Source organism: Sulfitobacter dubius, assembly GCF_900113435.1.
In the GTDB taxonomy this organism is placed as follows: domain Bacteria; phylum Pseudomonadota; class Alphaproteobacteria; order Rhodobacterales; family Rhodobacteraceae; genus Sulfitobacter; species Sulfitobacter dubius.
In genome coordinates, this window is sequence record NZ_FOPG01000002.1 from 358066 (window position 1) to 373214 (window position 15149).

Consider the following 15149-nt stretch of genomic DNA (forward strand, 5'->3'; position numbering starts at 1 on the left):
CCGCTTTAAGCCAAGTGGTAAATTGCCTTCACCACAGCGTGACTTTCCCCGTCTCGGCCTTGCGCTACCTGCGTCCCAGCGGCAACCATTTGCCAGAGGAGGACCATCATGTTCCGAAATTCAATGTTTAAGCCCGCAATACTGACCCTTGCCATCACACTTGGGTTCGTGATGCAGAACCGACCCGCTGCGGCGGCAGAGACAGAGGTGCTGACCGTAGCAGGCGGCTGCTTTTGGTGTGTAGAAGCGGATTTTGAATCCGTGAAAGGTGTAAAAGAAGCCGTTTCAGGCTTCGCAGGCGGCCGTACCAAAAACCCGACCTACAAAGAAGTCACCGGCGGCAACACTGGCCACTATGAAGCGGTGCAGATCCAGTTCGACCCTGCCGTGGTCAGCCGCGATACGCTGCTTGATCTGTTTTTCCGTTCGGTTGATCCTACGGACGCCGGCGGTCAGTTTTGTGACCGTGGGGAAAGCTACCGTACGGCGATCTTTGCTAGCAACGCCGCCCAAAAAAGCGCGGCAGAAGCGGCGAAGGCCGAGGCACAGGCCGCACTTGGCACTCAGATCGTGACCCCGATCCTAGGCGATGCACCGTTCTATCCGGCCGAAGATTACCATCAAGACTACTACAAAAGCAGCGAACGGCTGGCGTTCAGCAGTGTAGGTGTAGCCGTTAAGAAATCAGTAGCCTACAAACGCTACCGCAACGGCTGTGGCCGTGATGCGCGCGTAAAACAGCTTTGGGGCAGCGCCGCGCCCTTCGTTAAATAAGCTCTAATTCTTCGGCTAGTCACTAAAATCATGTTCCCCGATCTCTTTGAGGTCGGGGATCACATCCGCTGTTCCGTGGCGCATGACCATCAAGGCTCCGGCCCGCATCGCCAGATCGATTGCCTGCGGCATGTTCATTCCCCGGTCCAGCCCGGCCACCAGATATCCAGTAAAAGTGTCTCCGGCTCCCGTCGTATCCACTGCATCAACCTTATAAGCGGGGAATGTTTCAACGCGATGTGTCTTGTTAGAGATCCATTCACAGCCTTCCGAACCCAACGTCACCACAATGTCATCGACAGGCAATTGACGTAATTCACCCCCGGTAGCCGCCCGAAGCTGTGCCGCTTCAACCTCATTAAGCACCAGCAAATCAATCTGCTCGATAATCGCTGTCACGGCCTCCGCATTAAAAGGTGCCGCTGCATAGGCCAGACGCAAGCCCAAGGTCTTGGCCGTCTGCGCCGCGAAACGCTGCCCGTTGGTTTCGTTTTGCATCAACAGCCAGTCGCCCGCAGATGCCTCACTCAGCGCCGCGCCGATCATTTCCTCGGTGATCTCATGATTGGTCCCGGGGAAGATGACGATGTTGTTCTCCCCCTCAAGATCGACGGCGATATTCGCGTGACCGGTCACCCCTTCCATCAAGGTGATATGCGCCGTTTCCACCCCATATTCCAGCAGCCGCTCCAACGCCCAGCCGCCATCGGCACCAAGCGCACCGACATGCATCACCCGCGTCCCGGCCCGCGCAGCGGCAACCGACATATTGGCCCCCTTACCGCCCAGCCCTTGCCGGAAGTTCCGGGCCGAAATGGTCTCTCCCGGCCCTGGCAGATGAGGCAGCAGATAAAAGTTATCCGCGTTGATAGAGCCGAGATTCCAGATCATCAGCCCACCTTGCAGGCCGCGAGAATGGCCATGTTGAGGATGTCATTCGCGGTGGAGTTAGAGGAACAAATCTGGATCGACTTATCGAGACCGGTCAAAATCGGCCCGATCACCGTAGCCCCCGCCATTTCCTGCATCAGCTTGACCGAGATGCTGGCCGAATGTCGCGCCGGCACCACGAGGATGTTGGCTGGCCCCGTCAGCCGTGAGAACGGGTAGTTCGCCTGGCTGGCGGCGTTCAGAGCCACGTCGACGGTCATTTCGCCCTCGTACTCAAAATCGACGCCGCGCTGGTCAAGCACTTCGGGCGCGAGGTGCATCTTTTCGGCGCGCTCCGAGACGGGGTAGCCAAAGGTCGAGAAGCTGACAAAGGCCACCCGCGGCTCTAGCCCCAGATGCCGTGCTACGCGGGCACCGCTTTCAGCGATATTTGCCAGATCGTTTTCGTCAGGCCATTCGTGCACCAGCGTATCGGCAATAAAGACGATCCGCCCCTTATGCAGCAGCGCCGTGATCCCTGCGGCTCCGGCTTCGGCATTTGCGTCAAAGACATGGTTCAACCGTTCCAAAACATGCGCCGACTTGCGGGTGGCCCCGGTCACCAGACCATCGCCATGGCCATGTGCCAGCATCAGCGCCGCATAGACGTGACGATCGCGCGAGGCGAGGCGGTGAATATCTTTGCGGTCAAACCCTTTGCGCTGCAGACGGCCATAAAGGAAATCTTTGTATGTTTCCAAATGCTGCGTATTGGCAGCGTTCACCACCTCCAACTCGCGCACTGCATCTTCCATGCCGCTGGCTTCCAGCTTGGCGCGCACGTCGTCCTCGCGCCCCACGACCAGCGCCTTGCCAAGGCCCGCACGCTGGTACATCACCGCCGCGCGCAGTACTTTGGGATCATCGCCCTCGGCAAAGATCATCCGCGCTTGGTTCGCCCGAGCCCGCGCATTGATGCCGCGCAGAATGCTGGCAGTTGGGTCCATCCGCGATTTCAGACCCAATTCATAGGCGTCCATGTCGATGATCGGACGGCGCGCGGCCCCGGTGTCCATCCCCGCTTTTGCTACGGCAGGTGGGATCCGGTGGATCAAGCGCGGGTCGAAAGGCGTCGGGATGATGTAATCGCGACCGAAGGTCAGGGTCTTACCATAGGCCAGTGCCACCTCGTCCGGCACATCCTCACGCGCCAATTGGGCCAAGGCGTGCGCACAGGCGATCTTCATCTCGTCGTTGATCGCGCGGGCGTGAATATCCAGCGCTCCGCGGAAGAGATAGGGAAAGCCCAGCACGTTGTTGACTTGGTTCGGGTAATCCGACCGTCCGGTGGCGACGATGGCGTCCATCCGAACCTCATGCGCCTCTTCGGGGGTGATCTCTGGATCCGGGTTCGCCATGGCAAAAATCACCGGGTTATCGGCCATGGAGGCAACCATCGCAGGCGTCACCGCACCCTTAACCGAAACGCCGAGGAAAACGTCCGCCCCCTTCATCGCCTCTTCGAGGCTGCGCAGCTCGGTATTGGCAGCATGGGCCGATTTCCACTGGTTCATACCCTCGGTCCGGCCTTGGTAGATAACGCCCTTGGTGTCGCACATGATGCAATTGTCGTGTTTCGCGCCCATGGCCTTAAGCAGTTCTAGACAGGCGATCCCCGCAGCGCCTGCCCCATTCAGCACGATGCGCACATCTTCGATCTTTTTACCTGACAGATGCAATGCGTTGATTAGACCCGCTGCGCAGATCACCGCCGTGCCGTGTTGGTCATCATGAAAGACGGGAATATCCATTTCTTCTTTGAGCCGCTGCTCGATGATGAAACATTCAGGTGCCTTGATGTCTTCGAGGTTTATGCCGCCAAAGGTTGGCCCCATCAGCTTGCAGGCGTTTATGAAAGCCTCGGTGTCCTCGGTATCCAACTCGATATCGATGGAGTTCACATCCGCAAAGCGTTTGAACAGAACCGCCTTGCCCTCCATCACCGGCTTGGACGCCAGCGCGCCCAAATTCCCCAAGCCTAGCACCGCCGTCCCGTTTGAGATCACAGCGACAAGGTTGCCCTTATTGGTGTAGTCATAGGCCGTTTCGGGGTTTTCCGCGATCGCCTCGCAGGGCACGGCCACACCGGGGGAGTAGGCAAGGCTGAGGTCCCGCTGAGTAGTCATCGGTACGGTGGCCGAGATCTCAAACTTGCCAGGCGTCGGTTCGAGGTGAAAGGCAAGCGCCTCTTCAGAGGTGATACGGTTCTTTCTCGTCACGACATTACCCTTTTGCTGCTTTGGAATCTTCTTAGCCACGAACAGAGTTCAGCACAACGCAAGCGCCGCGTCAGGGAAAATCGCATGACAAAGACCGCCTGAGTCGCCGCCCCCCCCTTTCGCTGCGCCGGGGGGTTTTGTAGGGTCTGCGCTGCAACAGGGGGCAGCCGTGCAGACAGAAAAAGTAACGCCAATGATGGCGCAATATCTCGAGCTTAAAGCGGACCACGCGGATGCGCTGCTGTTCTACCGCATGGGCGACTTTTATGAGATGTTCTTTGACGACGCCGTTGCCGCCGCCGAGGCGCTCGACATTGCGCTGACCAAACGCGGCAAGCATCAGGGCAAAGACATCGCCATGTGCGGCGTGCCGGTTCATGCTGCCGAGGGCTATCTGCTGACCCTGATCCGCAAAGGGTTTCGGGTAGCTGTCTGCGAACAAATGGAAAGCCCTGCCGAGGCCAAGAAGCGCGGTCATAAATCAGTCGTGAAGCGCGATGTGGTGCGGCTAGTGACCCCCGGCACGCTGACCGAAGAGAGCCTGTTGGAAGCACGCCGCCATAACTACCTTGCCGCCTTTGCCGAGGTGCGGGATGCCTGCGCGATGGCCTGGGTCGATATCTCTACCGGTGCGTTTCACGTCATGCCGCTGGCGCAGGTGCGTCTTAGGCCAGAGCTCGCGCGGCTGTCGCCGTCTGAGTTGATCGTATCCGAGGCCAAAGAGAGCGAATTGCACGATGTCGTCTCTGATTTCGGGATTGCGCTGACCGGCTTGGCCCGATCGGCCTTTGACAGCACCAGTGCGGAAAAGCGGGTCTGCGACCTTTTCGACATCGCGACATTGGAAGCATTTGGGACCTTCACCCGCGCCGAAGTTTCCGCGATGGGTGCGGTAATAGAATACCTCACTATCACACAACGTGGTAATCTACCCCTACTGCGCCCCCCACAGAAAGAGGCCGAAGCCCGTACCGTTCAGATCGATGCGGCGACCCGACGCAATCTGGAATTGACGCATTCGCTTAACGGCGGTCGCGGCGGGTCTTTGCTAGCGATCATGGACAATACCGCAACAGCCGGGGGCGCGCGGCTGTTGGAGCGGCGGATCTCAAGCCCCTCTCGGGTGGTCGATGTTGTCACCGCCCGCGCCGATGCGGTGAGCTTTGCCTATGACAATGCCCGTATCGCGCAAGACATCCGGCAAAGACTGCGCAATGTGCCAGATCTCGACCGGGCGCTCTCGCGCCTGTCGTTGGATCGGGGCGGCCCGCGCGACCTTGCCGCGATCCGCAACGGGTTAATCGAAGCGGAGGCCTTGCATCAGACCCTAATCCAACAGGATCTGCCGGAACTTCTGCGTGAGGCTGCCGAAGGGCTACAGGGTCATGGCGACCTCATTGACCTGTTGGATCACGCCTTGGTCGCCGAACCACCCCTGATGGTACGCGACGGCGGCTTTATCGCACCCGGCTATGACGCTGACCTCGACGCCGCGCGAGAACTGCGCGACGAAGGGCGCGGCGTGATCGCGGGCATGCAGCAGCAATTCGTCTCTGACACGGGGATTTCGTCGCTAAAGATCAAGCATAACAATGTGCTGGGATATTTCGTCGAATGCACCGCCACCCATGCGGAAAAGATGCTTTCCCCGCCCTTGTCGGAAACATTCATCCACCGTCAGACAACGGCGAACCAAGTGCGCTTTACCACCGTCGAACTGTCTGAGTTGGAGACCAAAATCCTTAACGCCGGCAACCATGCGCAGGAGATCGAGAAACGTCTCTACGAAAGCTTACGGAGTGCGATTTTGGACCATGCGGCAGAGATCGGCCAAGCCTCCGCTGGTCTGGCCGAGGTAGATCTGGCCGCAGGCTTGGCCGATCTTGCCCGCAGCGAAAACTGGACCCGCCCCCGCGTTGATATGTCCCGCGCCTTCGAGATCGAAGGCGGGCGGCATCCGGTCGTGGAACGCGCATTGGCGCAACAATCCGGCGAGCCTTTCATCGCCAATGACTGCGACCTCAGCGCTGATGGCGAAGCGGCAAACATCTGGCTTCTGACCGGCCCTAACATGGCGGGTAAGTCGACCTTTCTGCGACAGAATGCACTTATCGCGCTGATGGCACAGATGGGCAGCTACGTGCCCGCAGGCTCGGCCCATATCGGCATCGTGAGCCAGCTTTTCAGTCGCGTTGGCGCTTCGGACGATCTGGCGCGGGGCCGCTCTACCTTTATGGTTGAAATGGTCGAAACCGCAGCGATCTTGAACCAAGCCGACGACCGCGCGCTGGTGATCCTTGATGAGATCGGGCGCGGCACGGCCACCTATGACGGTCTGTCAATCGCATGGGCCACGCTTGAGCATTTGCACGACGTGAACCGCGCTCGCGCGCTATTTGCCACCCATTACCACGAAATGACGGCGCTGGCAGGCAAGCTGCCCGGCGTCGATAACGCCACGGTGGCGGTTAAGGAATGGGAGGGCGAGGTCGTCTTCTTGCACGAGGTCCGTAAGGGGGCCGCAGATCGGTCTTACGGCGTGCAGGTCGCCCAACTGGCGGGCCTGCCCGCACCCGTAATCGCCCGCGCCCGCGTGGTGCTCGAAGCGTTGGAGAAGGGCGAGCGCGAAGGTGGCGCCACTCAGAAAACACTAATCGACGATCTGCCACTCTTTGCGGTCAGCCCTGCCCCACAGCCCAAAGAAACCAAATCCTCCGCAGTTGAGGAAAAACTGAAAGAGATCATCCCCGATGAACTCTCCCCCCGTGAAGCGCTTGAGCTGATCTATAAACTGAAAGAGGCGGCCAAATCCTGACCGCCTCTTTCAAAGATATCTGACTGAGCTTAGCTCGCTGGGGTCGAAGACACCCCAACCTGCGCCGGGCGCAGCAGACGGTCGTGCAGCATAAACCCTTCGGCGGCGACCTGAATGATCTCGCCCGCCACGGTGCCAGGCACGGGGGCCTCAAACATCGCTTCGTGGTGCTTCGGGTCGAACTTATCGCCAACCTCGGGTGCGATCACTTCGATGCCATGCTTTTTGAAAACGCTTAGCAGCTCACGCATTGTAAGCTGGATACCCTCCAACAACGGACCCAAGGCTTCGCGCTGTTCATCCGTCGTGGTTTCCAACGCGCGTTTCATGTTGTCGTAGACCGGCAGCATGTCGCGGGCCAGCTTAGAGCCACCGTAGTTCTCGGCTTCGCGCCGGTCCTTGTCGGACCGCTTGCGGGCGTTCTCCGCATCGGCCAGCGCGCGCATGAAACGGTCGCGATACTGATCGCGTTCGGCGCGCAACTCTTCCACCGCAAGGGCTTCCTCGTCAATTTCGGCCATGTCTTCGGCGTATTCTTCAGCTTCGGCGCTGTCGATCTCGTCCAAAAAGTCGTTTTCTTTCGGCTCTGCCATGTTCCACCTCTAGTTCCGGTCGGAAATCAGCTTTCCCACCAGTTGTGCCGTGTAATTCACAATCGGCACGATACGTCCATAATTTAAGCGTGTCGGGCCAATGACACCCACCGCGCCGATCACCTTACGATCAGCGTTCATATAAGGGGAAACGACCAGAGAGGAACCCGAAAGTGAGAAAAGTTTGTTTTCGGAGCCGATAAAAATGCGCACACCGTCCCCATCCTCGGCCAGTTCGAGGAATTCGGCGATGTCCCGCTTGCGCTCAAGATCGTCGAAAAGGCTGCGGATACGGTCAAGGTCTTCGGCCTCCGCCTCTCCGCCCAGCAGATTCGACCGGCCGCGCACGATCAAACGCTCGGAATGCTCCCCTTCCGCATCCCACAGCACCGCACCGCTTTCGACCAGTTGCTGCGCCAGCACGTCAATCTCTTGGCGGTGCTTGGCAATCTCCTGTTTGATGCTGCGCTGTAACTCGCTAATCGTCTTTCCTTCGACAAAAGCGTTGAGAAAGTTTGCTGCCTCACGCATCGAACTTGGGGTTTGGCCCGGCGGCGGGGTGAACAACCGGTTCTCTACATGCCCGTCTGAGAAAACCAACACCACCAGCGCCCGATCTGGCGAAAGTGAGACAAATTCAATGTGTTTGATTGGTGCTTCGTGCTTTGGCGTCAAAACCAGGGACGCCCCATGGGTAACACCCGACAGGGCTGAGCCGATACGATCCAGCAACCCACCGACATCGGATGAATTGTTGCCCAATGTCGCATCGATCTTCTCGCGGTCAAGCTCGGTAGGGTCGCCGATTTCGATCATGCTATCGACGAACATCCGCAACCCCAACTGCGTCGGAATACGCCCAGCAGATACATGCGGGCTGTTCAACAGACCCAGATATTCAAGGTCTTGCATAACATTACGGATCGTCGCCGCCGACACTTTTTCACTGAAATCCCGCGTGAGCGTCCGCGAGCCGACCGGATCACCGTTTTCCAAATAGCCTTCGACCACCCGGCGAAACACTTCGCGGGATCGGTCATTCATGTCTTTCAGCAGTTCAGGCGTGTTTTTCATCTATGCTCGCTCTCATGTCTAATAAAGGTACAAGCCGGGCAAACGTCAATCGGGGTTGCATCAAAGCCTTGTGGGGCGGTATCCCCGGGCAACATCAAAAAGGATATGTCATGCGTCCCTCTGGCCGGAAACTCGATGAAATGCGCGCCGTCTCGATCGAGACAGGTTTCACCAAACACGCCGAAGGGTCGGCCCTGATCAAGATGGGCGATACCCATGTGCTTTGCACCGCTACGCTCGAAGACCGCGTGCCACCGTTTATCAAAGGTTCGGGTCTGGGTTGGGTCACCGCCGAATACGGCATGCTGCCCCGCGCGACCAACACGCGGATGCGGCGAGAGGCCGCTTCGGGTAAGCAAGGCGGTCGCACGGTCGAGATCCAGCGCCTGATCGGTCGCGCCCTGCGCGCAGGCGTTGACCGGTCTGCTTTGGGCGAGCGTCAGATCACCGTCGATTGTGACGTGCTTCAGGCCGATGGCGGCACGCGCTGCGCATCGATCACCGGCGGCTGGATCGCGCTGCGTTTGGCCGTGAACAAGCTGATGAAAGCGGGTGATGTCGTCTCTGATCCGCTGGTTGATCCTGTCGCCGCGGTGAGCTGCGGTATCTATGCGGGCCAGCCGGTGCTTGATCTCGACTACCCTGAGGACTCTGAAGCAGGCGTCGACGGTAACTTTATCATGACCGGTTCTGGCAAGTTGATCGAAGTACAGATGAGCGCCGAAGGCTCTACCTATACCCGTGACCAAATGAACCAGCTGATGGACCTGGCCGAAAAAGGCGTTGGAGAATTAGCGGAAGTCCAGAAATCGGTTACTTCATGACCCGCAAATTCACCGAAAACCGTATTCTGATTGCGACGCATAACGCGGGCAAGCTTGAGGAAATGGGCCAACTCTTTGCACCTCATGGGGTGACCGTGGTCGGCGCGGCAGAGATGCAGCTGCCCGAGCCGGAAGAGACTGAAAACACCTTTGTTGGAAATGCGCGGATTAAGGCACATGCCGCTGCCAAGGCCACCGGAATGCCCGCACTAGCCGACGATTCCGGCATTGAGGTTGAAGCGCTCGACAACGCCCCCGGCGTCTATACCGCCGATTGGGCCGAAACCGAAAATGGCCGTGATTTCATCATGGCCATGACCAAGACCCACAACCTGCTGGAAGAGAAGAACGCCCCCCACCCCCGTCGGGCCCGTTTCTGCGCAACTCTAGTGCTGGCATGGCCCGACGGCCACGATGAGGTCTTCGTCGGGAAGGTTAACGGTACCTTGGTCTGGCCAATGCGCGGCAAGCAAGGTCACGGATATGACCCGATGTTCCAGCCGGATGGACATGACAACACTTTTGCCGAAATGGACGCCGAACAGAAAAACAGCATCAGCCACCGCGCGGATGCCTTTGCAAAATTGATTGCAGGCTGTTTTGGCTGAAGATTGGCAACAAGGTGGCTTCGGTCTCTATATCCATTGGCCATTTTGCGAAGCGAAATGCCCCTACTGCGACTTCAATTCGCATGTCAGCCGGACGATTGACCAACGTGCTTGGCGCGACGCCTACCTAAGCGAGCTACAGCGCGCTGCCGACGAGACCCCCGGGCGTGTCCTCAATGCGGTTTTCTTCGGTGGCGGCACACCCAGCCTGATGGACCCCGATGTCGTAGCAGACATCATTTCTGCCATTAGAGGCCACTGGCCTACAGCCAATGATCTCGAAATAACGCTCGAAGCCAATCCCGGTTCTGTAGAAGCAGGCCGTTTCGCCGCCTATCGGCAGGCCGGTGTTTCCCGGGTCTCAATGGGCATTCAGGCCCTAAACGACGCCGATCTAAAACGCCTCGGCCGGCTGCACTCTGCCCAAGAGGCTATGATAGCTTTCGATACTGCACGCAGCTCGTTCGATCGGGTGAGCTTTGATCTCATCTACGGTCGGCAGGATCAAACTGCTGCCCAGTGGAAAGCAGAGCTAAAGCAGGCCCTATCACTCGCGATAGATCATATTTCCCTCTATCAGCTTACAATCGAACAAGGCACTGCATTTGGGGATCGGTACGCTCGCGGCAAGCTAAGTGGTTTGCCGGACGAAGACCTCGGCGCGGATATGTTCGCCATGACGCAGGATATCTGCAATGAAATGGGCATGCCCGCCTATGAGGTTTCGAACCATGCACGGGACGGTGCACAATCCCGGCACAACCTGATCTATTGGCGTTATGGCGACTACATCGGGATTGGCCCCGGTGCGCATGGACGGATAACCTTAAAAGGTCAAAAGCTAGCTACCGTGGCTTATAGCAATCCGCAGCGCTGGCTTGATGGAGTTTCGAAGTGCGAATCTGAAAAGCCCAGAGCAATGATAAGCCGGAGCGAACAAGCAACCGAGTTTCTTTTGATGGGCCTGCGCCTGAAAGAAGGCGTTGACCTCAACCGCTACGCCGCCATTGCCGGGCATGAGATTGATCAAAACGCTGTCAATCACTTGCAAGATATCGGTATGGCGGCGCGCGAAGGTGATCGGTTAATCGTTTCAGATCAGGGCGTTATCGTATTGAACGCCGTGATCGAAACGCTTCTTCCCTAGGCTCCGCCCAATAGGCGGCAGATCTCGTCCAACTGATCAAGCGACGTATAATGCAATGTTACCTTGCCAGCTTCTTGGCCCGGCTTGTGGTCCAAAACCACCTTCATTCCCAGATTGGCTGACAAATCGCCTTCAAGCGCCTGTGTGTCAGCATCTTTCTCTGAGCGCTGCGAGAGGCGGTCTTTATTTACCATATTACCACGCTCGCCAGCGTGATCTTTCTTAACTAAGGCCTCGGTCGCACGCACGGATAGACCGCCCTTGATAATTTGCTGCGCCAGCTTCATCGGGTCTTTCGCAGGAATCAGCGCCCGCGCATGGCCTGCGCTCAGTTCATTCTGGCGCACCATCTCCTGCACTGGCTCAGGTAGGTTCAGAAGGCGCAAGAGGTTCGCAATATGGCTCCGGCTCTTGCCAAGCGCTTCGGCCATCTTTTCTTGGGTGTGCCCGAATTTATCCATGAGCTGTCGATAACCAGCTGCTTCCTCGACCGAGTTAAGATCGGCACGTTGGATGTTTTCAATAATCGCGACTTCGAGCACTTCGACGTCGGTGAACTCACGTACGATAACCGGGAGGCTGTGCACCTTAGCAATTTGCGAAGCGCGCCAGCGCCGCTCACCCGCCACGATCTCAAAGTTCCCGTCATTCATCGCCCGAACGATAAGAGGCTGAATGACCCCTTTCTCGCGAATCGATGCCGCGAGATCATCGAGGTTCTCCTGTTCAAACCGCTTCCGCGGCTGATCTGGATTCGGTTTAATCCGCTCGATCGGAACAAACTGCTCCGCCGCCGCGGCCCCCTTAGCGGCCACGCTCTCTGTCTCTGCAACGTCAGCCATTAGCGCCGAAAGCCCCCGACCAAGACCCCGTTTACGCTCTTGTTTATCTGCCATACTGCCACCTTGTTAACCATTGTTTTTTGTTAGCTCCAACGCCAAATCCCTGTACGCCACCGCCCCTTTCGAGGATGGGTCATAGCTTAGAACCGGCATTGCAAAGCTCGGCGCTTCACTTACCCGAACATTCCGTGGGATCACTGTTTGGAAGACAAGCTCTCCCAAATTCGCGCGCGCGTCATTCTCGACCTGCTGCGACAGGTTATTGCGCCGATCGTACATCGTAAGGAGAACCCCCTCAATGCGCAGGTCTTTGTTCCCACTCTGGCGGACCTCACGGATTGTCAGCATAAGCTGCGAAAGTCCCTCGAGCGCGAAGAATTCACTTTGTAACGGTACGAGTACAGAATGCGCTGCAATCATCGCATTCACCGTCAAAAGGTTCAAAGACGGAGGACAATCGATGAGGATATAATCGAACTGGAACTGATCCATCTGCGTTTGGCGCAATGCATCATGGAGGAGGAAACTACGCTTTTCATTCGCGAACAGTTCAATATCCGCAGAGCTAAGGTCCACCGTCGCTGGAACGATGAAAAGACCTTCGGTTTCGGTCTTCTGTATAACCTGCTCCGGCTCGATATCGTCTAGAAGAAGTTCGTATGTTGTATACTCGCGATCCTCAACTTCGATCCCAAGACCCGTGGATGCGTTCCCCTGCGGGTCGAGGTCGACAACAAGGATCCGCTTCCCAGCTTCGGCGAGCGCAGCTGCTAGGTTTATTGTAGTGGTCGTTTTTCCCACACCACCCTTCTGGTTCGCAATAGCGATGATTTTTGGTCCGGTTGGCCGGGAAAGGTCAGACACGAGTGATTTCCTTGATTCTTAAAATGGCCGCGTCTGGGTCTGTCTTACTTTTAATAGCATCGCATTCATAAGACCACAGTTGCCGCGCCGCTTCATCTTCTTCCTTCCAGCTTTTTCCTTTCGGAAAAAGCGCAACGCCAGAGGATTTGAGATGCATTTCACAGAACCTAAGAAGTTTCTTCAGATCAGTTAGCGCGCGAGCGGAGAGGACGTCAGCTTCTTGAGTTTCGAGTATTTCTATCCGTTCATTTTTTACCGTCGCAGACAGCTCCAACTCCCGAATCGCAGTCCTTAGGAAAGCGCACTTTCTCTGGTCGCTTTCGATGAGCGTAATCTGGAACCTTTTCTTCTCTTGGTTAAGAACAGCAGCGACGATTCCAGGAAACCCCCCGCCGCTGCCTAGATCAATCCAGCGACCTTCGCCTTCGGCAAGGTCAAATAGCTGAGCGGAGTCAACAATATGCCTTTTCCAAAGGTCTTCTAAACTAGACTTAGAAACCAGGTTTATCTTCGGGTTCCATTTTCTGACGAGCTCGGCAAACCCGCTCAGCTTATCCAATGTTTCACGTGAAACATTTAGCGCTCCGAGATCGCTCATACAGACTTCTTCCCCACGCCCCGTTTAATCCGCGCCAAAATCAATGTAAGTGCAGCAGGGGTCATCCCATCAATCCGCGCCGCCTGAGCCATTGTTTCGGGCCGCGCCTTAGAAATCTTGGCCTTCAGCTCATTAGAGAGCCCCGAAAGCTCATTGAAGTCGAATGTATTTGGAATGACTAACATCTCATCCTTTTTCAGAACATCAATTTCTTTTCGCTGGCGCTCAATGTAAGTTGCATAAAGTGCATCACGCTCAACCTGCCTCCTAACCTCGTCAGGGATTTCTGCTAGCTCTGGGATAAGCGAAATCAGGTCCTCAAACTGGAGATCTGGGAAGGCCAATACCTGCAATCCAGTGCGCTTTGACCCATCCTGATTGACGTTCAGGCCGGAAGTGAGGAGTTCTTTAGGGGTGAATGCCCGGTCAGAAAGACGTGCCTTCGCAATCTCAAGTGCTTCGACTTTCGCTTCAAATCTGGCTCTTCTTTCCATTGACACGCATCCCAGTTCGATTCCAAGCGGCGTCAACCGCTGGTCGGCATTATCAGCCCGCAGGGACAACCGAAATTCTGCGCGAGATGTGAACATCCGGTAGGGTTCAGTGACGCCACGGGTTGTGAGATCATCAATCATCACGCCTATGTAGCTGTCAGATCGGCTGAAAGAGATACTATCACGTTCCTGAGCTACAAGCGCAGCATTCAAGCCCGCAACCAAACCTTGCGCCGCTGCTTCTTCGTAACCCGTTGTACCGTTAATCTGACCTGCTAGGAACAAGCCCGGCACGGATCGTACGGCTAAGGTTAACGACAATGCCCGGGGGTCAACGTAATCATATTCAATTGCGTAACCAGGTTGAAGAATAACTGCGTTCTCCAACCCGACCATACTACGTACGTAGCTTTCCTGCACATCCGCAGGGAGTGACGTTGAGATCCCGTTTGGGTATACAGTATGATCGTCCGTCCCTTCTGGCTCCAAAAAGACTTGGTGAGATTCTTTGTCAGCAAAACGTACGACTTTATCTTCGATCGAAGGGCAGTAGCGCGGCCCTACCCCATCAATATGCCCGCCATACATTGCTGAACGCTCGAGATTGTCCCGGATGATCTCGTGGGTCTTCAGATTGGTATGCGTGATCCCGCATGCGACTTGCGTGGCTGAGATGCGGTCTGACATAAAGGAGAAGAGAACGGGTTCTTCATCGCCCGGCTGAACCTCAAGAATATCCCAGTTAATAGTGCGCCCATCCAGCCGCGGGGGTGTGCCCGTCTTGAGTCGGCCCATCGGAAGATCGAAAGAGTCGATCCGTTCAGCCAACTTAATGGAAGCCCTATCTCCCATCCGGCCCCCATGATGCGATTCATCGCCGATATGAATCACACCCCGTAAAAACGTTCCAGTCGTCAGAACCACCGACACAGAGCTAAGTTCTGTTCCGTCTGCAAGTAGAACGCCGGACACAGCTCCGCCATCCATCAAGAAATCTACAACCTCTCCCTCCACGATGGAGAGGTTTGACTGGGTTTCAATCTCGCGAAGCATCTCGGTCCGATATATCTTTCGATCAGCCTGCGCACGCGGGCCCTGAACTGCCGGGCCCTTCCGTCGGTTAAGAAGCCGAAACTGGATACCAGCTTTATCCGCCACGCGACCCATTACGCCGTCCATAGCATCAATCTCACGGACCAAATGGCCTTTACCTAATCCACCGATTGCGGGATTACAGGACATTACGCCGATACCTTCACGGCTCATTGTCACCAGTGCGGTATTGGCACCCAGGCGCGCAGATGCGTGAGCAGCCTCAGCGCCCGCATGACCTCCGCCAATCACGATCACATCAAAATGTTTCACGT

The 15149-nt window shown here is 56.7% G+C and carries 13 protein-coding genes; 5 read left to right on the forward strand and 8 right to left on the reverse strand.

The window, feature by feature from the left end:
• Positions 1-123 precede the first annotated feature (123 nt).
• Entirely contained in the window at positions 124-774 is a 651-nt protein-coding gene (gene msrA, locus BM229_RS10450) for a peptide-methionine (S)-S-oxide reductase MsrA (RefSeq protein ID WP_420855251.1), read from the forward strand.
• 15 nt (positions 775-789) lie between these two features.
• Here msrA and BM229_RS10455 read toward each other — a convergent pair whose 3' ends face one another.
• Both BM229_RS10455 and BM229_RS10460 read right to left on the reverse strand, forming a co-directional pair.
• Complete coding sequence (locus BM229_RS10455) at positions 790-1665, reverse strand: ribokinase (RefSeq protein WP_093927587.1); 876 nt, start codon at positions 1663-1665, stop codon at positions 790-792.
• Positions 1665-3923, reverse strand: a complete 2259-nt coding sequence (locus tag BM229_RS10460) for an NADP-dependent malic enzyme (RefSeq protein WP_093927588.1) — start codon at positions 3921-3923, stop codon at positions 1665-1667. Before BM229_RS10460 ends, BM229_RS10455 begins: the two co-directional genes overlap by 1 nt.
• 193 nt (positions 3924-4116) lie before the next feature.
• Here BM229_RS10460 and mutS point away from each other — a divergent pair, with 193 nt between their 5' ends.
• On the forward strand, positions 4117-6738 hold the full coding sequence (mutS, locus tag BM229_RS10465) for a DNA mismatch repair protein MutS (protein WP_093927589.1): 2622 nt from the start codon (positions 4117-4119) through the stop codon (positions 6736-6738).
• 29 nt (positions 6739-6767) lie between these two features.
• On the opposite strand, the gene BM229_RS10470 is transcribed toward mutS, so the two are convergent.
• Both BM229_RS10470 and hrcA read right to left on the reverse strand, forming a co-directional pair.
• Positions 6768-7331, reverse strand: coding sequence for a nucleotide exchange factor GrpE (locus BM229_RS10470; RefSeq protein ID WP_007118398.1), 564 nt, complete (start codon positions 7329-7331; stop codon positions 6768-6770).
• Positions 7332-7340: 9 nt separating this feature from the next.
• Positions 7341-8405 carry a heat-inducible transcriptional repressor HrcA gene (hrcA, locus tag BM229_RS10475; protein WP_093927590.1) on the reverse strand — a complete coding sequence of 355 codons (1065 nt, stop codon included), beginning with the start codon at positions 8403-8405 and terminating at the stop codon, positions 7341-7343.
• A 110-nt stretch (positions 8406-8515) separates the two neighbouring features.
• Between hrcA and rph the strand changes: the two genes are divergently transcribed.
• The 3 genes from rph to hemW are packed head-to-tail and all read left to right on the forward strand — an operon-like array spanning position 8516 to position 10984.
• Positions 8516-9229, forward strand: coding sequence for a ribonuclease PH (gene rph, locus BM229_RS10480; protein WP_093927591.1), 714 nt, complete (start codon positions 8516-8518; stop codon positions 9227-9229).
• Positions 9226-9837, forward strand: coding sequence for an RdgB/HAM1 family non-canonical purine NTP pyrophosphatase (gene rdgB / locus BM229_RS10485; RefSeq protein WP_093927592.1), 612 nt, complete (start codon positions 9226-9228; stop codon positions 9835-9837). Before rph ends, rdgB begins: the two co-directional genes overlap by 4 nt.
• Positions 9830-10984, forward strand: a complete 1155-nt coding sequence (gene hemW, locus BM229_RS10490; protein ID WP_093927593.1) for a radical SAM family heme chaperone HemW — start codon at positions 9830-9832, stop codon at positions 10982-10984. The genes rdgB and hemW overlap by 8 nt, the downstream gene beginning before the upstream one ends.
• Here the strand turns inward: hemW and BM229_RS10495 are convergent.
• The 4 genes from BM229_RS10495 to mnmG are packed head-to-tail and all read right to left on the reverse strand — an operon-like array spanning position 10981 to position 15147.
• Positions 10981-11880, reverse strand: coding sequence for a ParB/RepB/Spo0J family partition protein (locus BM229_RS10495; protein WP_093927594.1), 900 nt, complete (start codon positions 11878-11880; stop codon positions 10981-10983). The genes hemW and BM229_RS10495 overlap by 4 nt on opposite strands.
• A gap of 12 nt (positions 11881-11892) precedes the next feature.
• Positions 11893-12690, reverse strand: coding sequence for a ParA family protein (locus BM229_RS10500; protein WP_093927595.1), 798 nt, complete (start codon positions 12688-12690; stop codon positions 11893-11895).
• Positions 12683-13288, reverse strand: coding sequence for a 16S rRNA (guanine(527)-N(7))-methyltransferase RsmG (gene rsmG, locus BM229_RS10505; protein WP_093927596.1), 606 nt, complete (start codon positions 13286-13288; stop codon positions 12683-12685). The genes BM229_RS10500 and rsmG overlap by 8 nt, the downstream gene beginning before the upstream one ends.
• A complete protein-coding gene (gene mnmG / locus BM229_RS10510; RefSeq protein WP_093927957.1) occupies positions 13285-15147 on the reverse strand; it encodes a tRNA uridine-5-carboxymethylaminomethyl(34) synthesis enzyme MnmG in 1863 nt (620 codons plus the stop codon). The genes rsmG and mnmG overlap by 4 nt, the downstream gene beginning before the upstream one ends.
• Between the last annotated feature and the right edge of the window lie 2 nt (positions 15148-15149).